Origin of the sequence: Micromonospora sp. WMMD754, from assembly GCF_049315235.1 — a bacterium.
Taxonomy (GTDB): domain Bacteria; phylum Actinomycetota; class Actinomycetes; order Mycobacteriales; family Micromonosporaceae; genus Micromonospora; species Micromonospora sediminicola.
Genome location: NZ_CP186058.1, coordinates 3,832,599 through 3,853,757 on the forward strand (window position 1 = coordinate 3,832,599; position 21,159 = coordinate 3,853,757).

A 21,159-nucleotide genomic window follows, 5' to 3' on the forward strand; every position below is an offset into this window, starting at 1 on the left:
TGGCGCGGGTCAGGCCGGCACGACCGGCAGGTCGAGCACCTCCTCGACCGGGCGGCGCGGGGTGGCGCGGCCCGGCTGTCCGTACCCGACCCGCATCACCATCTGCGGGGTGCCGAAGCGGCCCAGGGACAGCCGCAGCGCCTCCCGCGCCGCCGGGACCTCGATCGGCTGGGAGAGCATCGAGGCGCTGAGCCCGGCGTCGGTGGCGGTGAGCAGCACCCGCTGCAACGCCTGCCCGGCGACGACCTGGTCGGTGGCGGTGTTGCCGGCGGTGCCGAGCACGGCGACCAGCGGCTCCGGCTCGAAGTCCCGGCCCGGGGCGCGGTTGCGGCCGCCGAATCCGCGTTGCGGCAGCAGGTCCTGCGGCTCGCTCTGCGGCCCGCCGGCCACGGCGGGCACCCCGTCGGGCGAGGGCTCCGAGCGGATCCACTCCACCCGCTCGGCCACGTACGCCGGGTCGCGCTCCAGCACCCGGTGCGCGCTGCGGGCCACCTCGGCCAGCGCGTTGACCGCGCTGGTGCCGATGACCAGTTCCAGCCAGCACTGCTCGGCCCGGGCCGCCTCGCCGAGACGCCAGCGGGCCTCGGCCGGCACCGGGTCGGGCCAGAACGGGGCCCGGTTGCTGAACCGGCGGCCGATCGCCGCGTACAGGCTCTGCTCGGTCGGGGTGGGCCGGCGCGGCACGTCGGGCACCAGCCGGGCCACCACGTCCGGGTCGGCCGGGTACGGGCGCAGCCGGACCGTGGCCGGGGTGCCCGCCACGGCGAGCGCCAGCCGCAGGTTGAACAGGGCCGCCCCGCAGGCGATCCGCGCGCCCCAGCCGCTGGGGTCGGTGGCCGGCAGCCCGCGCAGCGGGTCGACCGCGACCTCGATGCCGCCGTCGTGCAGCCGGAACCGCCACGGCTGGGTGTTGTGCAGCGACGGCGCGCGTACCGCGTCGGCGACCGCGGCCCGCAGCTGCGGGACGGTGTATCCGGTCGTCATGGTCGTGCTCCCTCCGTGCGGTGCCCGGCCGGCCGGTCGGTCCACCCCCACGGTGCGTCACCGCCGTGGGCCGTGAGCAGGGCCGGAGGTCCCCACCTGAGGAGGTCCGACCGGCCCGGCGACGCGGGACGTCGGGACCTTCGACCCATGCGCGGGTGCGGGGGAGCCGGTAGAAAGGACGGATGATCCGGGTGTTCCTGCTCGACGACCACGAGGTCGTCCGTCGTGGCCTTGCCGACCTGCTGCAGAGCAGCGGCGACATCGAGGTGGTCGGCGAGTCCGGCCTCGCCCAGGAGGCGGCGCGGCGCATCCCCGCGCTCCGCCCCGACGTGGCGATCCTCGACGCCCGGCTGCCCGACGGCAACGGCATCGACGTCTGCCGGGACGTACGGGCCGTCGACTCGTCGATCAAGGGGCTGATCCTCACCTCGTACGAGGACGACGAGGCGCTGTTCGCGGCGATCATGGCCGGTGCCGCCGGCTACGTGCTCAAGCAGATCCGCGGCACCGACCTGGTGGACGCCGTCCGCCGGGTGGCGGCCGGACAGTCGCTGCTCGACCCGGCGATCACCACCCGGGTGCTGGAGCGCATCCGCAGCGGCGTGGAGCAGCCGCGGGAGCTGAAGTCGCTCACCGAGCAGGAGCGCCGGATCCTGGAGTACGTGGCGGAAGGGCTCACCAACCGGGAGATCGCCGGCAAGATGTTCCTGGCCGAGAAGACGGTGAAGAACTACGTCTCCAGCGTGCTGGCGAAGCTGGGTCTGGAGCGGCGCACCCAGGCGGCGGTGCTGGCCACCCGGCTGCTCGGCAAGACCCACTGACCGCGGTCAACCGGCGGGACGCCCCGGTCAGTCCAGCGGGACGCCCCAGCGCAGCTCGGTGCCGTGCGGCTCCGCCCGGCGCAGCGTGAACTCCCCGCCCAGCCGCTCGGCCCGCTCCCGCAGGTTGACCAGGCCGCTGCGGGCCGCCTCCGGGTCGCAGCCGACCCCGTCGTCGGTGACCGTGACGTCGACCCGGCCGGCGTCCACCGCCACCCGCACCGCCACCCGGTCGGCGTGCGCGTGGCGGACGGCGTTGGACAGCGCCTCGCGCAGCACGGCGGTGAGTTCGGGGCGCAGCTCGTCCGGGACGGCGCTGTCGATCGGGCCGACCAGCTCCAGCTCGGGTCGCCACCCCAGCGACTCGGCGGCCACCTCGATCGCCTCGCGGATCTCGGTGCGCAGCGCCGCGCTCATCGGGGTGCGCAGCTCGAAGATGGTGCGGCGGATGTCGCGGATGGTGGCGTCCAGGTCGTCGACCGCCTGGTTGATCCGCTTGGCCGCCTCGGGGCGGGCGTTCATCGCCCCGCTCTGCAGTTGCAGGCCGGTGGCGAACAGCCGCTGGATGACCACGTCGTGCAGGTCGCGGGCGATCCGCTCGCGGTCCTCCAGGACCACCAGCAGTTCCCGTTCCTCCTGCCCGCGGGCCCGTTCCATGGCCAGCGCGGCCTGCCCGGCGAAGCTGGCCAGCAGGGCGAGGTCGTCGTCGGCGGCCGGGCCGTGGTCGGGCCGGTGGGCGATCACCAGCACGCCGTGCAGCGTGTCGGCGGCGGCCAGCGGGGACACCACCGCCGGGCCGGCGATCACCGGCCGGGGCCAGGGCGCCGCGGCGGCCAGGTCGTCGACCTGCTCGTGCCGGCCCTCGGTGACCGCCCCGGCGAAGCTGGTCTCGTCGGCCGGCAGCACCGTGCCGACCAACTCCCGGGCGACCGGGTCGGTGCCGTCGACCACCTCGACGGTGAACTGCGCCTCGTCCTCGTCGTAGAGCAGCACCAGGGCCAGCTCGGCCTCGGCGACCTCGCGGGCCCGGCGGGCGACCAGCGTCAGCGCGTCGGTGCGGCGCACCTCGCCGAGCAGCACCGAGGTGATCTCGGCGGCGGCGGCGAGCCAGCGTTCGCGGCGGTGCGCCAGCGCGTAGAGGCGGGCGTTCTCGATCGCCACGCCCGCCGCGGCGGCGAGCGCGACCACGATCTCCTCGTCGTCGTCGGTGAACTCGGCGGCGCCCTGCTTCTCGGCCAGGTAGAGGTTGCCCCAGACGTGGTCGCGGATGCGCACCGGGACGCCGAGGAAGCTGTGCATCGGCGGGTGGTGCGGGGGGAAGCCGTACGAGTTCGGGTGCTGGGTGATGTCCGGCATGCGCACCGGCTTCGGGTGGTCGATGAGCAGGCCCAGCACGCCCCGGCCGTGCGGCAGCTCGCCGATCTTCGCGTGCAGCTCGGGGCTGATCCCGTGGACGATGAAGTCGTGCAGCATCCGGTCGGGGCCGATCACCCCGAGCGCGCCGTAGCGGGCGCCGGCCAGGTCGCACGCGGACTGCACGATCCGTTGCAGGGTGCTGCGCAGGTCGAGGTCGGAGCCGATGCCCACCACCGCGTCGAGCAGCGCACGCAGGCGTTCCCGGCTGGTCACCACCTCGCCGACGCGGTCGAGCATCTCCTGGAGCAGCTCGTCGAGGCGGACCCGGGACAGCGGAGTCAGCCCGAGCGACGGCGTGACGTGCTCGTGCCGGGGGTTCGGTGCGGCGGTCACCGGGCGATGCTATCGCCCGGTGACGTACGCCGACGAGCCCGTCAGGACAGCTGGTCGCGTACCGCCGAGGTGTCGACGGTCTGCGCGGCCTCCAGGCGCGGGGTGTGCGGCGGGCCGGCGTGCGTCGGGTCGGCCACGCCGAGCCGCATGCTCAGGTAGGGGAAGCCGAGCCCGGCCAGCATCTGCCGGAGCACCTCGCGGGTGCCGTCGACCTCCACCACGCCGGACAGCGGCACCAGGGACACCCCGTGGCGGGTGGCGGCCAGCCAGGCGGCGGAGAGCGCCTCGCCGGCGCGCAACCAGCTCAGCGGCTCGTCCTCGGCGCCCCAGAGGATGGCGTAGACGGCGGCCTTGTCGTGGCCGGGGCCGATCGGCAGCGATCCGGGGTGGCCGAAGTCGCGGCCCGGCACGGTGGTCTGCGCCGGCTGGTCGGGCAGCACCTCCGGCGGCAGCCCGGTGCCGGTGCCGGCCCGGTTGACCCAGTAGGCCAGCTCCTCGCGCAGCTCCGGGCTGTCCGCCTCGACGGCGGCGGCCTGCTGGGCGGCGCCGGCCAGCTCGATCTTCTGCATGTCGTCGAGGAGTTGCAGGTTGACGCCCTCGGCGGTGGCGGCCCGGTCGATGTCGCCGAGTGCGGCGGTGGGGATCGGCTCGTCGCTGACCGGCCGCCGGTCGGTGTGCCGCACCCGCATGCACTGCACGAGGTGCATGGCGTCGGGGTCGGCGCCGGTGTGCCGCAGCCCGGTGATCCGGGCCAGCAGGTCGGGCTGGTTCGGGTCGGGCAGCCGCTCCACCACCGGGGTCCAGCCCTCGGCGGCCAGCGCCGTCCGGGCGTGGTGCAGCGCCGCGCCGCAGCTGACCACCAGCAGGCGGCCCTCCGGGTCCATGGCGCTGAGGTGCCGTTCCCGGACCACCCGCAACTCCAGCGCGTCGGGCAGGACCGTCCAGTGCCACGGCTGCGTGTTGTGCACCGAGGGGGCGTGGCCGGCCATTCCGGCGGCCTCCGCGAGCGCGGTGGTCAGCGGGCGATCGGTAGCCGGCGTCTCGTGGCTCATCGTCACGACCTTTCCTGTCTCTCCCCATCGTGCCTGACACCCGGGACGCCCGGGTGGGGTTGCCCGCTCCATCCTCGGTCATGCCCGGCCGGCCCGCACGGGGCCCTTCGACCTGTCGGATCGCCCGGTTCGCCCTACCTGGCCCGCGCCGACGCTGAGACGATCGGCACGTGGGGACCGAAGCGCCCGAGTGCGTACCCGAACGGCCGGCCCGGGCCCGGCGGCGGGCCTGGGTGCAGTGGGCCCCGCTGGCCCTGCTGACCCTGGCCGTGCTGGCCGGGGTCGCGCTCTGGTTCGCCGGGGCGCCCGGCGCGGCCCGGCTGGTGTGGGCGGCGGTCACCGTGGTCGCCCTGGTGCCGGCCGTCTGGACCACGCTGCGGCAGCTGTGGCGCCGGCAGTTCGGCGTCGACGTCATCGCCGTGCTGGCGCTGCTGGGCGCGTTGCTGGTGCGGGAGTACCTGGCCGGCGCGGTGATCGCCGTCATGGTCGCCACCGGGCAGGCGCTGGAGGAGTACGCCCGGCGCCGGGCCACCCGCGACCTGCGGGCGCTGCTGGAACGCGCGCCCCGGCAGGCCCGCCGCCGCACCGCCGACGGCGGGATCGAGGTGGTCCCGCTGGACGCGGTACGGGCCGGTGACCGCCTGGTGGTCGGCCCCGGCGACGTGGTGCCGGTGGACGGCACCGTGGAGGAGCCCGCCACGCTCGACGAGTCCGTGGTGACCGGCGAGTCGCGGCTGGTCGGGCGGGCGGCGGGCGAGCAGGTGGCCAGCGGCGTGGTCAACGCGGGCGCCGGCTTCGGGCTGCGGGCCCGTCGGAACGCGGCGGAGAGCACGTACGCCGGCATCGTCCGCCTGGCCGGTGAGGCGACCGCCCGCAAGGCTCCGATGGTGCGCCTCGCCGACCGGTACGCGGCGGCGTTCGTTCCGTTCACCCTGCTGCTGGCCGGCGCGGCGTGGCTGCTCTCCGGCGAGTTCGTCCGGGCGGTGGCGGTGCTGGTGGTGGCCACCCCGTGCCCCCTGCTGCTGGCCACCCCGATCGCGGTGGTCTCCGGGCTGTCCCGGGTGGCCCGCCGGGGCGTGCTGGTGCGCGACGGCGGCTCGCTGGAGCAGCTCGGTCGTGCCCGCACCCTGCTGCTGGACAAGACCGGCACGCTGACCGCGGGGCGGCCCCGGGCCGCGGAGACGGTGGTGGCGCCCGGCGGCGACCGGGACGAGGTGCTGCGGCTGGCCGCCTCGGTCGAGCAGCTCTCCCCGCACGTGCTGGCCGCCGCGCTGGTGCGGCAGGCCCGCGAGCGGGGGTTGCCGCTGGCCGAGCCGACCGGGGTGACCGAGGAACCGGGGCGCGGGGTGACCGGGCACGTCGACGGCCGCCTGGTCCGGGTGGGCCAGCTCGCCGGCGAGCCGCCGGAGTGGGCGGACCGGGCCCGGGAGCGGGCCGAGCGGGCCGGCCTGTCCACCGTCTGGGTCAGTGACGAGCACGGTCCGCTCGGCGCGATCCTGCTGGAGGACCCGGTCCGCCCGGACGCCCGGCGGACCGTGCGGCGGCTGCGCGAGGCGGGGCTGAGCCGGCTGGTCATGGTGACCGGCGACCGGCCGCGCACCGCGGCCCAGGTGGCGCAGGTCGTGGGCGTCGACGACGTGATCGCGCGCTGCTCGCCGGGGGAGAAGGCCCAACGGGTACGCGAGGAGTCCGCCCGGGCGGTGACCGTGATGGTCGGCGACGGCGTGAACGACGCCCCGGCGCTGGCCGAGGCGCACGTCGGGGTGGCGATGGGCGCGACCGGGGCCACCGCCTCCGCCGACGTGGCCGACGCGGTGCTCACCGTGGACCGGCTGGACCGGCTCGCCGACGCCGTGGAGATCGCCCGGTACGCCCGCCGCATCGCGGTGCAGAGCGCCACCGTCGGGATGGGGTTGGCCGTGCTGGCCATGCTGGTGGCCGCCGCCGGCCGGTTGCCCCCGGTCGCCGGCGCGTTCCTCCAGGAGGGCATCGACGTGCTGGTGATCCTCAACGCGCTGCGCGCTCTCGGTGGCGGCCTGCGGCGGCGCGAGGTCCCCCCGCACACCCGGGAACTGCTCGACCGGTACTCCGGCGAGCACGGCGGCGTCCGGGACGTGCTGGCCCGGCTGCGGGACACCGCCGACCTGGTCGCCACCCGCCCGGACGACCCGGGGTGCGTGCCGGCGCTACGGGACGTGCACCGACGCCTGGTCGACGAGGTGCTGCCGCACGAGACGGCCGAGGAACGGCAGCTCTACCCGGCCCTGGCCGGGCCGCTGGGCAGCGACGAGGCGACCTCGACGATGAGCCGCGCACACATCGAGATCGCCCGGCTGGTGGAGCGGATCGGCGGGCACCTCGCGGCGTCGCCGGACGGCCGGCTGCGCCGCGAGGAGGTGACCGACCTGCTGGCCGCGCTCTACGGCCTGGACGCGGTGCTGCGGCTGCACCTGGCCCAGGAGGAGGAGGACTACTTCTCCCTCAACCCGTCCGACGGTGAGGCGTCCCCCGACCGCTGACGGTCACCCCGGCGGTGCGGCGTGGCCGTCCCGGCACGCGGCCGTCCGCGCGGAGAGGGCACGCCCCGCGAGCGATATGACTGCTGGTCATATTCATGCCTCACAGTCATATCGCTGAGAAGGGCCATCCCCCCGCTCGGGCCGCACGCACGGTGAGGACGGTGCCCACGGGCACCGTCCCGGGTCCGAGCACCGGCGGATCAGGGCTCGCGGACCACCGCCACCGGGCACTGCGCGTGCTGGATGAGCTGCTGACTGACCGAGCCGAGCAGCATGCCGCGCAGCCCGCCCCGGCCCCGGCTGCCGACCACCACCAGCTGCGCCGACCGGCTCGCCTCCACCAGCAGCGCGGCCGCGCTGCCGGGCACCGCCTCGATCTCCACCGGCACGTCGGGGAAGCTCTCCCGCCAGGGCGCCAGCTCCGCCTCGGCGGCGGCGCGTTCGGTCGCGGCGGTCTCCTGCGGGTCGAAGTCCGGCGGCACCCAGCGGTCGCCGGGCGGCTCCCAGGCCCGCAGCACCCGCAGCGGCACGTCGCGCTGGGCGGCCCGCTCGACGGCGAAGCCGAGCGCCCGCAGCGCCGAGGGGGAGCCGTCCGAGCCGACCACCACCGGCCCCGACGTGGCGGCCTGGCCGTCGCGCACCACCACCACCGGGCAGTGGGCGTGCGCGGTCACCGACACCGCGGTGGAGCCGGCGAGCAGCCCGCCGAACCCGCCGTGCCCCCGGCTGCCGAGCACCAGCATCCCCGCCTCGGCGGAGCGTTCCTGAAGCACCAGCGCGGGCGGCCCGTCGAAGACCTCGCCGTGCACGGTGAGGCCGGGCCGCTCGGCGGCGGCGTCCGCCGCCGCCTTGCGGACCAGCTCCTCGACCTGCCGGCGGGCCGTCTCGTCCGGCCACACCCCGGGGGCCACGCCCGGACCGATCCACCCGGCCACGGTCAACCACTCGAAGACGTACGCCAGCCGCACCGGCCGACCGGAGCGGCCCGCCTCGTCCAGCGCCCAGTCCAGCGCCACCGACGCGTCGGTGGACCCGTCGTAACCGACCAGGATCTCGTCGTCGCTCATTCGGCACTCCGCACCGCGGGATCGGTCTCCCGGATCCAACGCCACTCGGCGACCCGCGGGTCGTCCTCGCCGAAGCGGCGGGTGTAGTCGCGGCAGGCCTGGCGGGTGTCCACCATCTCCTGACGCAGGTGCGCGGCGCGCGAACGCAGCCCGGGCACCCGGTCGATGACGTCGATGACCAGGTGGAAGCGGTCCAGGTCGTTGAGCATCACCATGTCGAACGGCGTGGTGGTGGTGCCCTCCTCCTTGTAGCCGCGCACGTGCAGGTTGTCGTGGTTGGCCCGGCGGTAGGTGAGCCGGTGGATCAGCCACGGGTAGCCGTGGTAGGCGAAGATGACCGGCCGCTCGCGGGTGAAGATGGTGTCGAACTCGTTGTCCGGCAGCCCGTGCGGGTGCTCCGACGGCGGTTGCAGGCGCATCAGGTCGACCACGTTGACCACCCGGACCTTCAGGTCGGGCAGGTGGCGGCGCAGCAGGTCGGCCGCCGCGAGGGTCTCCAGCGTCGGCACGTCGCCGGCGCAGGCGAGCACCACGTCCGGCTCGGCGTCGTCGTCGGTGCTGGCCCAGTCCCAGATGCCCAGGCCGCGGCGGCAGTGCTGGACCGCCTCGTCCATGGTCAGCCAGTTCGGCGCCGGCTGCTTCCCGGCCACCACCACGTTGATGTAGTGCCGGCTGCGCAGGCAGTGGTCCATGGTGGAGAGCAGCGTGTTGGCGTCCGGCGGCAGGTAGACCCGGACGACCTCGGCCTTCTTGTTGACGACGTGGTCGATGAAGCCCGGGTCCTGGTGCGAGAAGCCGTTGTGGTCCTGCCGCCAGACGTGGCTGGAGAGCAGGTAGTTCAGCGAGGCCACCGGCTCCCGCCAGGGAATCTTGCGGGTCACCTTGAGCCACTTGGCGTGCTGGTTCACCATCGAGTCGACGATGTGGATGAACGCCTCGTAGCTGGTGAAGAGGCCGTGCCGGCCGGTCAGCAGGTAGCCCTCCAGCCAACCCTCGCAGAGATGCTCGGAGAGCACCTCCATCACCCGGCCGTCGGGGGAGAGGTGGTCGTCGCCGGGCAGCCGGCGGCCGACGAACGCGCGGTCGGTGACCTCGAACGCGGCGCCGAGCCGGTTCGAGGCGACCTCGTCCGGGCCGAACAGGCGGAACGTCTGCGGGTTGCGGACGATCACGTCGCGCACCCACGGGCCGAGCGCGCCGGCCGCCCCGGCCACCGTGCCGCCGGGCTCCTCCACCTCGACCGCGTAGTCCCGGAAGTCGGGCAGGTCCAGGTCGCGCAGCAGCTTGCCGCCGTTGGCCACCGGATTGGCGCTCATCCGCCGGTCACCGGTCGGGGGCAGCGCGGCCAGCTCGGCCACCGGGCCGCCGGTGGCGTCGAACAACTCCTCCGGGCGGTAGCTGCGCAGCCAGCGCTCCAGCTCGGCCAGGTGCGCCGGGTTGTCGCGCACCTCCGCGATCGGCACCTGGTGGGCACGGAACGTGCCCTCGACCTGCTTGCCGTCGACGTCCGCCGGGCCGGTCCAGCCCTTCGGCGTCCGCAGCACGATCATCGGCCAGCGGGGACGCTCGACCTCGCCGCCGGAGCGGGCCCGGCGCTGGATCTCGGCGATCTCGTCGACCGCCCGGTCCAGCGTCGCGGCGAGCAACTGGTGCACCGCCACCGGGTCGTCGCCCTCCACCACGTACGGCTGGTGGCCGTAGCCGCGCATCAGGTCGAGCAGGTCGTCGGTGGGGATCCGGTCCAGCACCGTCGGGTTGGCGATCTTGTAGCCGTTGAGGTGCAGGATCGGCAGCACCGCCCCGTCCCGGGCCGGGTTGAGGAACACGGTGGACAGCCAGCTGCCGGCGAGCGGGCCGGTCTCCGCCTCGCCGTCGCCGATCACGCAGGCGACCAGCAGGTCCGGGTTGTCGAACGCGGCGCCGTAGGCGTGGCTCAGCGCGTATCCCAGCTCGCCGCCCTCGTGGATCGAACCCGGCACCTCCGGCGCCACGTGGCTGGGGATGCCGCCGGGGAACGAGAACTGCCGGAACAGCCGCTGCATGCCGGCCTCGTCCCGGGGGATGTGGTGGTACAGCTCGCTGTAGGTGCCCTCCAGCCAGGTGTTGGCGACCAGCGCGGGGCCGCCGTGGCCGGGGCCGGTGACGAAGATGGCGGACAGGTCCCGGTCGACGATGACCCGGTTGAGGTGCGTGTAGAGCAGGTTGAGACCGGGGCTGGTGCCCCAGTGGCCCAGCAGGCGCGGCTTGATGTGCTCGGGCTTGAGCGGCTCGCGGAGCAGCGGGTTGTCGAGCAGGTAGATCTGCCCGACGGTGAGGTAGTTGGCCGCCCGCCAGTAGGCGTCGAGCCGGCGCAGCTCGTCTTCGGTCAGGGGGCTGTGCAGGTCGAGAGCGGTGTCCATGCTGCGTTGGCCTCTCGTGGCTCGGGGTCGTCTGCCACTCGGGGACGGGATCGTCGTCCCCGGCGGGTCCAGCCTGGCCCTCCGCCGGGGTGGACGGTCAGGGCCGTTGGTCCCGCCTCGCGCGGGCGTCATGGCCCGTCCCCGGCGTCGTCGCCGACGCCCCGCACGACGATCAGCGGGGCCGGCGAGTGGTAGAGCAGGGCCTGGCTGACCGCGCCCAGTGTGGACCGTACCGGCCCGTCGCCGCGCGCGCCGACCACCGCGAGCTGCGCCGACCGGGACCGGTCGAGCAGGACCGCGCCCGGATCGCCGCGGACGGTCTGGCAGGCGGCGGCCACCCGGGGATGCCGTACGGCGTGCCGGTTGACCGCCTCCTCCAGCAGGCCGTCGTCGCCGTCGTGCCGGTCCGTCTCGACCACCCGGACGGCGAGCAGCCGGGCCCCCCGGCGTTCGGCGCAGTCGAAGGCGTAGCGGAGTGTGGCCCGCGAGCCGGGGGAGCCGTCGTAGCCGACCAGCAGCGGCCCGGGCGGCGCCGCCTCGGTGCGCCCGACCAGCACCGGGCAGCCGGCCCGGGAGGCCAGTTCCACCGCCGGGGCGTCGGCCGGGACGCAGGTGGGGCAGCTGGCCATGCCGCCGTCACCGAGCGCCACCAGGAACGCGGCGTCGGCGGCCCGCAGCAGCGCCTCGACCGGCGAGCCCTCGACGATCTCGCCGCTGACCGGCACGTCCGGCGCGGCGTCGGCGGCCACCTGCCCGGCCTTCTCCAGCAGGTTCTCCGCGTCGACGCGGGTGCCGCCGGCCGGCGCCGGTCCGGTGGACGCGGCCCAGTTGAACGCGTGCAGCAGGTGCAGCGGCCGGTCGTGGGCCGCGGCCTCGCCGGCGGCCGTCCGGACCACGGTCAGGTCCTTCGCCGACCGACCGACGCCGACCACCACCGCGCCGTGGCTCGGTGCGGCCATCCCGGCTCACCTCCCGACCGCGCTTTTTCCCCACCGTAGTCGTGGGGCCGGGCCGGCCGGACCGGGTCAGCGGAACTGGAGCCGGTTGACCGCGTCGAAGAGCCGGGCGCCGAGCAGCCGGCGGGTGTGCACCATCGCCCACGCGGCGGCGGTGACCAGGTAGCGGGTGCGCGGGCGGCGGGCGACGACGGACCGCTCGATCACCCGGGCCACCGCCTCCGGCGGCGCGGCGAGCAGCGGGTTGCGGTAGGACTTCGCCATCGCCGCGTCCACCGCGGCGACCATCCGACCGTACGGGCCGGTCTTGTCGGCGCCGGCGCCGAGCGAGGACGCGGCCACCGCGCCGAAGCCGGTGCGGATCAGACCCGGCTCGATGATCGCCACGTCCACGCCGAACGGGCGCACCTCCTGCCGCAGGGCGTCGGAGAGCGCCTCCACCGCGTACTTGCTGGCGTGGTAGTAGCCGCCGCCGGGGAAGACCAGCCGGCCGCCCATGGAGCTGACGTTGACGATCCGGCCCCGGCCGGCCCGGCGCATGCCGGGCAGCACGAGCTGGGTGAGGCGGGCGAGCCCGAAGACGTTGGTCTCGAACTGGGCGCGCACCCGGTCCATCGGGGTCTCCTCGACCGGGCCGTACTCGCCGTAGCCGGCGTTGTTGATCAGCACGTCGACCTGGCCGTGCGCGGCCTCCACCGCGGCCACGGCGGCGCGCATGGAGGCCTCGTCGGTGACGTCGAGGGGGAGGAGCCGGGCGCCGGCGTCGGCCAGGTCGGCGATCGCGTCGACCTTGCGCGCGGTCGCGTACACGGTGAGGTCGGGGCGGCGGGCGAGCCGGCGGACGGTGGCCCGGCCGATGCCGGAGGAGGTGCCGGTGATCAGGACGGCGGTCATCTGTGGTCTCCCTGAGGTCGGGGCAGGCCCGCGACGACCAGCGCGACGCCGTCGCGCAGCCGCCGTCGGGGCAGGTCGGGGTCGGTGAGGTCGGCCTCCAGGCCGCGGGTGAGCGCGACGAGGACGTCGGCCACCGCGCGGGCCCGCGGCCCGGCGGCGTCCGCCAGCGTGGCGGCCACCAGGTCGGTCAGCTCGGCGGTGTACGCGTCGACGAGGTCGCCGGTGAGCTTGCCGCTGGCGTCGAGCAGCTCGGTGGCGTGCCGGCTCTCCCGGTGCAGCGTGAGGGTGAGTTCCAGCTTGGCGGCGAGCACGTCGTGCACCCGCTCGGCCAGGTCGCCGCCGGGCGCGTCGGCCACCCGCCGGGCCCGGTCGAGCGAGTCGGCGAAGAGCCGCTCGGCCAGCCGCCGGTAGGCGTCGTCCTTGTTGCGCACGTACTGGTAGACCGCCGGCCGGGACATCCCGGCGGCCGCCGCGATGTCGTCCATGGTGGTGCGCCGCATCCCGTGCCGGGTGAAGCACTCGTACGCGGCGGTCAGGATCGTCTCCAGCCGGTCGTTCGACATGCTGACAAGTCTTGCACAAAATGTCAGACCGTCACACGTGTCCCCGGTCACGCCGGGGTGGGGAGGATCAGCGCGGCGCGGGCAGGGCGGGGTGGACGCGCAGCACCACGGCGGTGGCGTTGTCGTCGCCACCCGCGTCCAGGGTGGCGGCGAGCAGGGCGCGCACGGTCCGTGCCGGGTCCCGGCGGGCGGCGAGCAGGTCGCGCAGCCGGTGGTAGCCGAGCTGGTCGCTCACCCCGTCGGTGCAGAGCAGCCAGGTGTCCCCCCGCCGCAGCGGCACGGCGAGCAGGTCCGGTTCCGGCCGGTCCGGGTGCCCGACGTAGCGCAGCAGCTGGTAGCGGGCCCGCGCCGCCTCGGGGGAGTCCGCCGGCCACCACCCGTGCAGCAGGCCCAGCCATGCCATCGTGTGGTCCACCGTGACCAGCTCCAGCAGCCCGTCGCGCAGCCGGTACGCCCGGGAGTCGCCGAGCTGCGCCAGCCAGCCCTGGTCGCCGTCCGGCTCGACCACCAGCGCGGTGAGCGTGCACCCGGTCAGCCCGGGTCGACCGGCGCCGGCCCGGCGTACCCGCCGCTGGGTCTCGGCGACGGCGGCGCGCAGCCCGGCGGCGTCGACGGCGGGCCACCCGGCGCGGACCTGGGCCACGAACGTCTCCGCCGTGGTCGTGCCGGCCACCCGGCTGCCCTCGCCCTCGCCCATGCCGTCGCAGACCACGGCCAGCGGCAGCTCCGGGTCGAGGTGCAGCACGTCGTAGTTCTCCGGGTAGCGGTGCCCGACCACGCTGCCCCCGGCGATCTCCAGGGTGAGCCGCCCGGCGGTGAGCCGGCGGGCGGCCTCGACCGGCCGGTCCAGCGGACGGCGGCGGAACACCAGCGGACGGTAGCACCGGCCCGGGTCGCGGATGGGCAGGTCGCAGCCGTGTCATCCGTCAACCAGGGTTGACACGGGGCGGGTTGTCAACCTACATTGACAGCATGAGTCAGGCGACGGAACTCGCGGCGGCAGCCGGCAGCACCGACCCCAAGGTCGGCCTGCGGGCCGTGCTCGCCCTGCGCCGGCTGCTCGAGCGGCTCGAGGTGGTCCAGGTCGACAACGCCCGACGACAGGGCTGGTCCTGGCAGGAGATCGCCGACGCCCTCGAGGTCAGCCGGCAGGCGGTCCACAAGAAGCACGCCGGTCGACCGGCGGTGCCCGGAAGCTGGGAGGCGTGATGTTCGAACGATTCACCGACCGGGCCCGCGCGGTCGTGCACCACGCAATCGACGAGGCCCGGACCGAGGGCCGGCGCCCCGTCGGCACCGAGCACCTGCTGCTCGGGGTGTTGGCCGACCGCGACAACCTGGCGGTCCGGTTGCTCGCCGCCGCCGGCGTCACCGCCGACGACCTGCGCGCGGCCGTGGCCCGCCACGCGGCGCACGGCGTCGACGGCCTCGGCGCGGCGGACGCGGCGGCGCTGCGCGAGATCGGCATCGACCTCGCCGCGATCGTGGCCCGGATCGAGGAGTCCTTCGGCCCCGACGCGCTGCGTGCGGCGGCCCCGCGCCCGCGCCGCTGGTGGCGGCGCCGGCCCCACGTCGGCACGTTCTCGCCCCGGGCGAAGAAGGTGCTGGAGCTGTCGTTGCGCGAGGCGCTGCGACTGCGCCACCGGCACATCGGCACCGAGCACATCCTGCTCGGCCTGCTCCGGGAGGGCGACGGACTGGCCGCGCTGACCCTGACCGAGGCCGGGGTCGACCTCGACGAACTGCGGCGACGGGTCGAGGCGGCGCTGCGCGAGGCGGCCTGAGGCCGGGCCGGATCCCAAACCTGTTTGCGGTCCTCGCAACGTCCGCCTCCGCCGGGTCGCCGCCGCGCCCCGCGTCCTGCACACTGGCGCCGTGGACGGTGCAGACGACAAGCGCCCGGTGACCGCGGAGAACCGCACCCCGCGCTCGGCCGTGGTGGTCAACCCGGTGAAGGTGGCCGACCTGGACGAGTTCCGGCGGATCGTGGACGGCGCGCTCGACGCCGCCGGCTGGCCGGCGCCGACCTGGTACGAGACCACGGTCGAGGACCCGGGTCGGGGCCAGGCGGAGGAGGCGGTCAAGGCCGGGGCGGAGGTCGTCTTCGCCTGCGGCGGCGACGGCACCGTGATGGCCTGCGTGACCGCGCTCGCCGGCACCGACGTGGCGCTGGCCGTGCTGCCCCAGGGCACCGGCAACCTGCTCGCCGCCAACCTCGGCCTCTCCAACGACCTGGCCGCCGGGCTGGAGGTCGCCGTCGAGCGCGGGATGCGCCGCCTCGACGTCGGCGTGGTCGGCGACCAGTGCTTCGCGGTGATGGCCGGGATGGGCTTCGACGCCCAGATGCTCGACTCCACCTCCGAGACCACCAAGAAGCGGATCGGCTGGCCGGCCTACCTGGTCGGCGCCGCCCGACACCTGCGGGACCGGCCGATGCGGGTCTCCGTGCGCATCGACGGCCGCCCGCCGCTGCGCCGCCGGGCCCGCTCGGTCCTGGTCGCCAACGTCGGCCGCCTCCAGGGCGGCGTACGCCTGCTCACCGACGCCGAGCCGGACGACGGCTGGCTCGACGTGGCGGTGCTGACGCCGCGCACGCTCGGCCACTGGGTCGCCATGGGCTGGGCGCTGGTGCGCCGGCAGGGCAGCGTGCCCCGGATGGAGGTGTTCCGGGCCCGCACCGTCGAGATCGCCAGCAACCGTCCGCAGCCCCGGCAGCTCGACGGCGACCTGATCGATCCGGGCCGTTCGCTGACGGCCACCATCCGGCCCGAGTCGCTCTGGCTCTGCGTGCCGCGCCCGGCGGACGATCCCGACCTGGCGGTGGACGCCGACGCGGCCGCGGAACGCGGTGAGCAGCTGATCGAGGAGGCGCGCCGTGAGTAGCACCAAGCTGGTCCCCGAGACCCGGTTGATGACCTCCGACGAGCTCTCCGCCGACGACGCCTGGCACACGCTGCGCCGGCACGGCGGCTGGTGTCTGCTGCGCGACGCCTTCATCCGGTTCCGCTACGGCGACGGCTTCAGCCACTCGCGCGCCCTGGGCCTGCAACTGTGCCTGGCCGTGGTGCCGTTCCTGATCGCGCTCACCGGCCTGATCACCGACCTGGGCGTGGACGAGGGCGGCAAGGTCGTCGCCGACACCGTGCTGGCGATCACGCCCGGCCAGAGCGAGTCGATGGTGCAGGAGCTGCTGGCCGACACCGACCGCACCGAGGACGCCGGCGAGCTGGCGCTGACGCTCGGTCTGATCACCGGGCTGGTCGCGTTGACCACCACCATGGCGCAGATCGAGCGCGGCGCGAACCGGATCTACGGCGTCGAGCGGGACCGCCCGGCCCTCCCCAAGTACGTGCGCGCCACAGTGCTCGCACTGCTCGCCGGCGTACCCGCGCTGTTCGGCTTCCTGATCCTGGTCGGCGGCGGCGCGTTGGGCGACTCCGTGCGCCGCCACTACGAGTGGGGCGACGTCGCCACCGTGGTGTGGGACGTGGTCCGGTGGCCGCTCAGCCTCGGCCTGACCGTGCTCGCCGTGGCGGTGCTGTTCCGGCACGCGCCCCGGCGCAAGCAGCCCGGTCTGTCCTGGCTCTTCTTCGGCGCCGGCATCGCCATCGCGCTGTGGTGGCTGGCCAGCCTGCTGCTCGCCGCCTACGTGAAGTACAGCGGCGGATTCGGCCAGACCTACGGCGCGTTGACCGGCATGATGGCTCTGCTGCTCTGGGCCAACCTCACCGGGATGGCGCTCTTCGGCGGGCTGGCCTTCGCCGCCCAGCTGGAGGCGATGCGGATCGGGGTCGAGGAGCCGGCCCAGCCGGACCTGTGGGAGCCGGAGGCGCAGCGTGAGGAGCTGCTCGACACCGGTGAGATGACCGCGCTCTGACGCCGCGCCGGTGCGGCGTGTACGAGACACGCGGATCGGGTACAGCGCGCCTCGCAGAAGAACGAGGGAGGTGCGGTGTGACCGCGGTCAAGGAAACCGGGCGCCGGCCGCTCGGCCACTTCGCCGAGCGGAGCCTGGTGGGCCTGCTCGCGGTGGCCGGCGCGGGAGTCGCATTCGGTGTGCTGCTCATGCTCGTCCGGTTCCGCTGGAGCCCGCTCCAGCACGCCGACCACGAGGCGGCCGAGTGGTTCAACAACCTGGTGGCGCCGCACGGCCCGCTGGTCACCGTGCTCCAGGCGATCACCGACCTGGGCGGCCGACCGGTGCTCATCTGGCTGATCACCATCGCCGTGGTGGGCCTGCTGATCCGCCGCCAGTCGCGGCTGGCGGTCTACCTGATCGTCACCGGCGTGGGCGGCCTGATCCTCGACCCGTCGCTCAAGGCGCTGGTCGGGCGCCTGCGCCCGGTGGTGGACGTGCCGGTGGCCAGCGCCCCCGGCAACAGCTTCCCCAGCGGTCACGCGCTCGGCTCGTTCGTCGCGTACGGCGCGCTGCTGCTGGTGTTCCTGCCGGCCATGTCGCCGCGGTGGCGCAAGCCGGCCATCGCCATCGCCGCCGTGCTGATCTTCCTGGTCGGGCTGACCCGGATCGCGCTGGGCGTGCACTTCGTCTCGGACGTGTTCGGCGGCTGGCTCCTCGGCGCGGCCTGGCTGGGCGTCACCGCGTACGCGTTCCGGCTCTGGCGGCGCGAGCGCGGCCGGCCGGTGCCGCCGCTGACCGAGGGCCTGGAGCCGGAGGCCGGCGAGGAGATCGCGCCCGCCCCGGCCGAGGAGAAGGTGCTGGAGCACCCCCGCTCGGCGGTGGCCGAGCTGCTGGTCGGCTGGGTGATCGTCTTCGGCGCGCTGTACGCGTTCGGGATGTACGTCAGCTACCACGCCAAGGGCACCTTCTTCGCCACCCTCGACACCGAGGTGCCGCGCTGGTTCGCCGCCCGGCACACCGACGCGCTCACCGGGCTGAGCTGGTGGTGGAGCAAGTTCGGCGACACCCACGCCATCCTGCTGGTCTCGCTGGTGTTCTGCCCGATCGTGCTGGCCGTGTGGCGGCGCTGGCGACCGGTGCTCTTCGTGGTGCTGGCGATGTTCGGCGAGCTGAGCCTCTTCCTGGCCACCGCCCGGGTGGTCGAGCGCCCGCGCCCGCCGGTGGAGAACCTGGACGGGCAGATGCCCACCTCGTCGTTCCCGTCCGGGCACATCGCGGCGACCATCTGTCTCTGGGTCGCCATGGCGATCATCGTGTTCCCGCGCACCGACCGGTGGTGGCGGTGGCTGTTCGTGGCGATGGCCGTGATCATGCCGGTCGGGGTGGCCACCTCCCGGATGTACCGGGGGATGCACCACCCGACGGACTTCATGGGCGCGATCCTGCTCGGCACGCTCTGGCTGTCGCTGCTCTACTGGGTGATCCGGCCGAACGCCGACGTGCACGAGGGCAACCGGCCGGCGATCGAGTCCGAGCAGGTGGACGAGCTGGACGACGAGCTGGCCAAGGCCGGCCGGCCGGACTGACCCGATGCTGCGGGTGATGACCTGGAACATCCGGACCGGTGGTCGGGACCGCGACGGCACCGACCGCCGGGACCGGATCGTCTCGGTCGTCACCGCTCAGCGTCCCGACGTGCTGGCGTTGCAGGAGCTGCGCGGCATGGACGCCAGACTGGGCGGCCTGGCCGACCGGCTCGGGATGGAGGCGCACCTGGCCCGGTCCTGCTTCGGCCAGCCGGTGGCGGTGCTGGTCCGCCCGCCCCTGCGGGTGCTGCGCGCCGGGCGGGTCCGACGCCCGTTCCACCACGCCGCCGCCCGGGTCCAGATCGCCACCGGCGCGGGACCGCTGACCGTGTTCAGCACCCACCTGAACCCGTACTCGGGTGGGCGACGGCGGATGGAGGCGGACTGGCTCGCCGCCGCGCTCCGGCGTACCGGGGGAGCGCTGGCCCTGCTGGCCGGTGACCTGAACACGCTGGAACCGGCCGTCGACCACACCGCGCGGCTGGCCGGGCTCGCCACCCCGTACCGGCGGCGGCACCTGCGCCGCGACGGCCGGACGGTCGACACCCGGGCGGTGGCCCGGCTGCTCGACGGCGGTCTGGTCGACCTCTGGCCGCGATCCGGCGGCGACGAGCCGGGCGGGTGGACCGTGCCGACGCGCCACGGCGGCGCGGAGTTCGCCGGGATGCGGTTGGACTACCTGCTCGCCACCCCGGCGCTGGCCGGGCGCGTGCACGCGGTGCGGGTGGTGCGCGGCGGGGACGCCGACGACGCCTCCGACCACTACCCGGTGGTGGTCGAGCTGGACCTCGACCCCTAGGCCAGGTCGGACCCGACGATCGCCACGAAGATCAGGATGACCAGCTCGCTGATGATCCAGGAGTGGGCGTTGGACCAGTCGCGGACCTTCGGCAGCATCCGTTCGGCGCGCCCGCCGAGCAGTACCAGCGCGAGCAGCGGCAGCGCCAGCAGCAGCACGGTCAGCACCAGGAACGGCAGCAGGTGCCACCACGGCTTGTCGTGCCCGGCCAGGCTGCCCGCGACCGAGGCCATGGTGACCTCGTCGCTGGGCATGGCGAGGAAGAGCACCACGCCCAGGCCGAACGCGAACGCGGGCTTCGGGTCCTCCAGCCTGCGCATCCAGCCGGGTGGCTGGTTCCGTTTCCGCCGGAGGAACGTGATCACCATGAGGACCAGCAGCAGCGCCAGCACGATCCAGTCGATGAGCTGCCGGCTGCCGCTGTCCCTGGTCCCGTTGCCGGCGCTGTGCCGCACCAGCCGGAACACGCCGTACCAGACGGTCAGCGCGACCAGCATGCCCAGCGTGGCGCCCGCCAGGTAGGCCACCGAGCTGCGGCGTGGGTCGCGGCTGGCGGCCAGGAAGATCGCGCTCACCACCTGCGGCCCGGCGACCATCACGAAGGCCAGCGGCAGCACGCTCAGCAGGTTCATGACCACATTCTGTGGCCGCCGCCGGGCCGGAGCGGGAGCTTCTACAGGACCAGGTTGAGCAGGATGGTGAGCACCACCGACGCGACGATCGAGAAGAGGATCATCAGGAGGCAGCCGAACCCGCCGCCGGCGGGTCGGATCTCGGTGTTTCCGATACGCATGACATCAGCTCCTCGCAGCAGGCTCGGGCGTTGCCGCGAGTGCCGCGGCAACGCCCGAGCGGGTCACAGCTCGCGCAGCCGGGGCAGCAGTTCCTCCTGCGCCCAGTCGAGGAACATCGGCTGGCTGTCGCCGCCCACCTGGACCAGCGCCACGTGGGTGAACCCGGCGTCGACGAACTTCTTGAACGCCTCGACGTGCCGGTCGACGTCCGGGCCGCAGGAGATGCCCTCGGCCACGTCCTCCTCGCGGACGAACTGGGTGGCCGCGGCGAACGCGTCCGGGCCGGGCAGGTCGGCGTTGACCTTCCAGCCCATGCCGAACCAGCGGAACTGGTCGTGCACGATCTTGCGGCACTCGGCCTCGTCCGGGCCGTAGCAGATGGCGACCTGTCCGTAGCGGGGACGGCCCGCGCCGCCGGCCTCGTCGTACATGTCGACGAGGTGGGACAGCGGGTCGGTGGCGATCATGGCGTCCGCGTACTCGGCGGCCAGCGTCGCCGACTGCCGACCGGACGCGGCCACCGCCATCGGCACCGGGCGCTCCGGCCGGTCCCAGACGTACGCGTCGGGCACGTCGAAGTGGTTGCCGGAGAACGTCAGCGTCTCGCCGTTGAGCAGCGGCCGGATGATCTGGAGCGCCTCCTCGAACATCTCGTGCCGCTGCTGCACGTGCGGCCACCCGCCCACCACGTGCTCGTTGAGGTTCTCGCCCGCGCCGAGGCCGAGCGTGAACCGACCGTCCGAGAGCACCCCGATGGTGCTGGCCTTCTGCGCCACCACCGCCGGGTGGTAGCGCCGGATCGGGCAGGTGACGAACGACAGCAGCTCGGGTCGGCTGGTGGCGTGCGCGACCGCGCCGAGCACCGACCAGGCGTACGGCGAGTGGCCCTGCGACTCCAGCCAGGGGTAGTAGTGGTCGGACATGACCAGGTGGTCGAAGCCGGCGGCCTCGGCGCGGATGGCGTGGTCCACCAGCTCCTTCGGGCCGGCCTGCTCGCACATCAGGGTGTAGCCGACGTTCACCATGGCGCATCTCCTTCCGGGTGGATCGTCTCCGGATACCCCGCCTCAGGCGGATCAACCCGGGTGTCCGCTTCCCGGGCGACCGTCTTGACGCCGCG

At 74.6% G+C, this 21,159-nt stretch carries 19 protein-coding genes; 8 read left to right on the forward strand and 11 right to left on the reverse strand.

What is annotated here, in order from left to right; genetic code table 11:
* Positions 1-9: 9 nt before the first annotated feature.
* Positions 10-984, reverse strand: a complete 975-nt coding sequence (locus ACN27B_RS18570; RefSeq protein WP_091579194.1) for an Acg family FMN-binding oxidoreductase — start codon at positions 982-984, stop codon at positions 10-12.
* Positions 985-1,166: 182 nt separating this feature from the next.
* On the opposite strand from ACN27B_RS18570, the gene ACN27B_RS18575 reads away from it, so the two are divergent.
* Positions 1,167-1,805 (forward strand): response regulator, encoded by a 639-nt coding sequence (locus ACN27B_RS18575; protein ID WP_091096280.1) that lies wholly within the window; start codon positions 1,167-1,169, stop codon positions 1,803-1,805.
* A 27-nt stretch (positions 1,806-1,832) separates the two neighbouring features.
* Here the strand turns inward: ACN27B_RS18575 and ACN27B_RS18580 are convergent, their stop codons facing one another.
* Together ACN27B_RS18580 and ACN27B_RS18585 are read right to left on the reverse strand one after the other, a co-directional pair.
* Positions 1,833-3,500 (reverse strand): GAF domain-containing sensor histidine kinase, encoded by a 1,668-nt coding sequence (locus ACN27B_RS18580; protein ID WP_172968009.1) that lies wholly within the window; start codon positions 3,498-3,500, stop codon positions 1,833-1,835.
* Between the two features lie 92 nt (positions 3,501-3,592).
* Positions 3,593-4,603 carry an Acg family FMN-binding oxidoreductase gene (locus ACN27B_RS18585; RefSeq protein WP_422741095.1) on the reverse strand — a complete coding sequence of 337 codons (1,011 nt, stop codon included), beginning with the start codon at positions 4,601-4,603 and terminating at the stop codon, positions 3,593-3,595.
* A gap of 170 nt (positions 4,604-4,773) precedes the next feature.
* Between ACN27B_RS18585 and ACN27B_RS18590 the strand changes: the two genes are divergently transcribed.
* Entirely contained in the window at positions 4,774-7,122 is a 2,349-nt protein-coding gene (locus ACN27B_RS18590) for a heavy metal translocating P-type ATPase (protein ID WP_422741096.1), read from the forward strand.
* Positions 7,123-7,322: 200 nt separating this feature from the next.
* Here the strand turns inward: ACN27B_RS18590 and ACN27B_RS18595 are convergent, their stop codons facing one another.
* The 6 genes from ACN27B_RS18595 to ACN27B_RS18620 all read right to left on the reverse strand — a co-directional run bounded on the left by ACN27B_RS18595 (position 7,323) and on the right by ACN27B_RS18620 (position 13,869).
* Positions 7,323-8,189, reverse strand: coding sequence for a universal stress protein (locus ACN27B_RS18595; RefSeq protein WP_422741097.1), 867 nt, complete (start codon positions 8,187-8,189; stop codon positions 7,323-7,325).
* On the reverse strand, positions 8,186-10,588 hold the full coding sequence (locus ACN27B_RS18600) for a phosphoketolase family protein (protein WP_422741098.1): 2,403 nt from the start codon (positions 10,586-10,588) through the stop codon (positions 8,186-8,188). The genes ACN27B_RS18595 and ACN27B_RS18600 overlap by 4 nt, the downstream gene beginning before the upstream one ends.
* Positions 10,589-10,716: 128 nt before the next feature.
* Positions 10,717-11,547: a universal stress protein gene (locus ACN27B_RS18605; RefSeq protein WP_422741099.1), complete on the reverse strand. Its 831-nt coding sequence runs from the start codon at positions 11,545-11,547 to the stop codon at positions 10,717-10,719.
* Between the two features lie 66 nt (positions 11,548-11,613).
* Positions 11,614-12,438 carry an oxidoreductase gene (locus tag ACN27B_RS18610; RefSeq protein ID WP_099161908.1) on the reverse strand — a complete coding sequence of 275 codons (825 nt, stop codon included), beginning with the start codon at positions 12,436-12,438 and terminating at the stop codon, positions 11,614-11,616.
* A complete protein-coding gene (locus tag ACN27B_RS18615; RefSeq protein WP_099161907.1) occupies positions 12,435-13,001 on the reverse strand; it encodes a TetR/AcrR family transcriptional regulator in 567 nt (188 codons plus the stop codon). The genes ACN27B_RS18610 and ACN27B_RS18615 overlap by 4 nt, the downstream gene beginning before the upstream one ends.
* A gap of 67 nt (positions 13,002-13,068) precedes the next feature.
* Positions 13,069-13,869, reverse strand: coding sequence for a PP2C family protein-serine/threonine phosphatase (locus ACN27B_RS18620; protein WP_422741100.1), 801 nt, complete (start codon positions 13,867-13,869; stop codon positions 13,069-13,071).
* A 104-nt stretch (positions 13,870-13,973) separates the two neighbouring features.
* Between ACN27B_RS18620 and ACN27B_RS18625 the strand changes: the two genes are divergently transcribed.
* The 6 genes from ACN27B_RS18625 to ACN27B_RS18650 all read left to right on the forward strand — a co-directional run bounded on the left by ACN27B_RS18625 (position 13,974) and on the right by ACN27B_RS18650 (position 19,245).
* Positions 13,974-14,210: an HTH domain-containing protein gene (locus tag ACN27B_RS18625; protein ID WP_073836364.1), complete on the forward strand. Its 237-nt coding sequence runs from the start codon at positions 13,974-13,976 to the stop codon at positions 14,208-14,210.
* Complete coding sequence (locus ACN27B_RS18630) at positions 14,210-14,785, forward strand: Clp protease N-terminal domain-containing protein (RefSeq protein ID WP_422746008.1); 576 nt, start codon at positions 14,210-14,212, stop codon at positions 14,783-14,785. The genes ACN27B_RS18625 and ACN27B_RS18630 overlap by 1 nt, the downstream gene beginning before the upstream one ends.
* A 91-nt stretch (positions 14,786-14,876) precedes the next feature.
* Positions 14,877-15,884, forward strand: a complete 1,008-nt coding sequence (locus ACN27B_RS18635) for a diacylglycerol/lipid kinase family protein (RefSeq protein ID WP_422741101.1) — start codon at positions 14,877-14,879, stop codon at positions 15,882-15,884.
* Positions 15,877-16,878: a YihY/virulence factor BrkB family protein gene (locus ACN27B_RS18640; RefSeq protein WP_422741102.1), complete on the forward strand. Its 1,002-nt coding sequence runs from the start codon at positions 15,877-15,879 to the stop codon at positions 16,876-16,878. Before ACN27B_RS18635 ends, ACN27B_RS18640 begins: the two co-directional genes overlap by 8 nt.
* A 77-nt stretch (positions 16,879-16,955) precedes the next feature.
* The gene (locus ACN27B_RS18645) at positions 16,956-18,446 is read left to right on the forward strand and encodes a phosphatase PAP2 family protein (protein WP_099161902.1); all 1,491 of its coding nucleotides are present in this window, start codon (positions 16,956-16,958) and stop codon (positions 18,444-18,446) included.
* Positions 18,447-18,450: 4 nt separating this feature from the next.
* Positions 18,451-19,245 (forward strand): endonuclease/exonuclease/phosphatase family protein, encoded by a 795-nt coding sequence (locus ACN27B_RS18650; protein WP_422741103.1) that lies wholly within the window; start codon positions 18,451-18,453, stop codon positions 19,243-19,245.
* On the opposite strand, the gene ACN27B_RS18655 is transcribed toward ACN27B_RS18650, so the two are convergent.
* Positions 19,242-19,877 carry a GAP family protein gene (locus ACN27B_RS18655; RefSeq protein ID WP_422741104.1) on the reverse strand — a complete coding sequence of 212 codons (636 nt, stop codon included), beginning with the start codon at positions 19,875-19,877 and terminating at the stop codon, positions 19,242-19,244. The genes ACN27B_RS18650 and ACN27B_RS18655 overlap by 4 nt on opposite strands.
* Before the next feature lie 224 nt (positions 19,878-20,101).
* A complete protein-coding gene (locus tag ACN27B_RS18660; RefSeq protein WP_099161899.1) occupies positions 20,102-21,064 on the reverse strand; it encodes a TIGR03557 family F420-dependent LLM class oxidoreductase in 963 nt (320 codons plus the stop codon).
* Positions 21,065-21,159 lie beyond the last annotated feature (95 nt).

What these genes read in the sequence shown, in the direction of transcription:
- ACN27B_RS18610 (WP_099161908.1), bottom strand. Translation starts at nt 12,438, where the DNA reads ATGACCGCCGTCCTGATCACCGGCACCTCCTCCGGCATCGGCCGGGCC.
- ACN27B_RS18585 (WP_422741095.1), bottom strand. Translation starts at nt 4,603, where the DNA reads ATGAGCCACGAGACGCCGGCTACCGATCGCCCGCTGACCACCGCGCTC.
- ACN27B_RS18660 (WP_099161899.1), bottom strand. Translation starts at nt 21,064, where the DNA reads ATGGTGAACGTCGGCTACACCCTGATGTGCGAGCAGGCCGGCCCGAAG.
- ACN27B_RS18630 (WP_422746008.1), top strand. Translation starts at nt 14,210, where the DNA reads ATGTTCGAACGATTCACCGACCGGGCCCGCGCGGTCGTGCACCACGCA.
- ACN27B_RS18600 (WP_422741098.1), bottom strand. Translation starts at nt 10,588, where the DNA reads ATGGACACCGCTCTCGACCTGCACAGCCCCCTGACCGAAGACGAGCTG.
- ACN27B_RS18625 (WP_073836364.1), top strand. Translation starts at nt 13,974, where the DNA reads ATGAGTCAGGCGACGGAACTCGCGGCGGCAGCCGGCAGCACCGACCCC.
- ACN27B_RS18655 (WP_422741104.1), bottom strand. Translation starts at nt 19,877, where the DNA reads ATGAACCTGCTGAGCGTGCTGCCGCTGGCCTTCGTGATGGTCGCCGGG.
- ACN27B_RS18650 (WP_422741103.1), top strand. Translation starts at nt 18,451, where the DNA reads ATGCTGCGGGTGATGACCTGGAACATCCGGACCGGTGGTCGGGACCGC.
- ACN27B_RS18615 (WP_099161907.1), bottom strand. Translation starts at nt 13,001, where the DNA reads ATGTCGAACGACCGGCTGGAGACGATCCTGACCGCCGCGTACGAGTGC.
- ACN27B_RS18595 (WP_422741097.1), bottom strand. Translation starts at nt 8,189, where the DNA reads ATGAGCGACGACGAGATCCTGGTCGGTTACGACGGGTCCACCGACGCG.
- ACN27B_RS18575 (WP_091096280.1), top strand. Translation starts at nt 1,167, where the DNA reads ATGATCCGGGTGTTCCTGCTCGACGACCACGAGGTCGTCCGTCGTGGC.
- ACN27B_RS18570 (WP_091579194.1), bottom strand. Translation starts at nt 984, where the DNA reads ATGACGACCGGATACACCGTCCCGCAGCTGCGGGCCGCGGTCGCCGAC.
- ACN27B_RS18605 (WP_422741099.1), bottom strand. Translation starts at nt 11,547, where the DNA reads ATGGCCGCACCGAGCCACGGCGCGGTGGTGGTCGGCGTCGGTCGGTCG.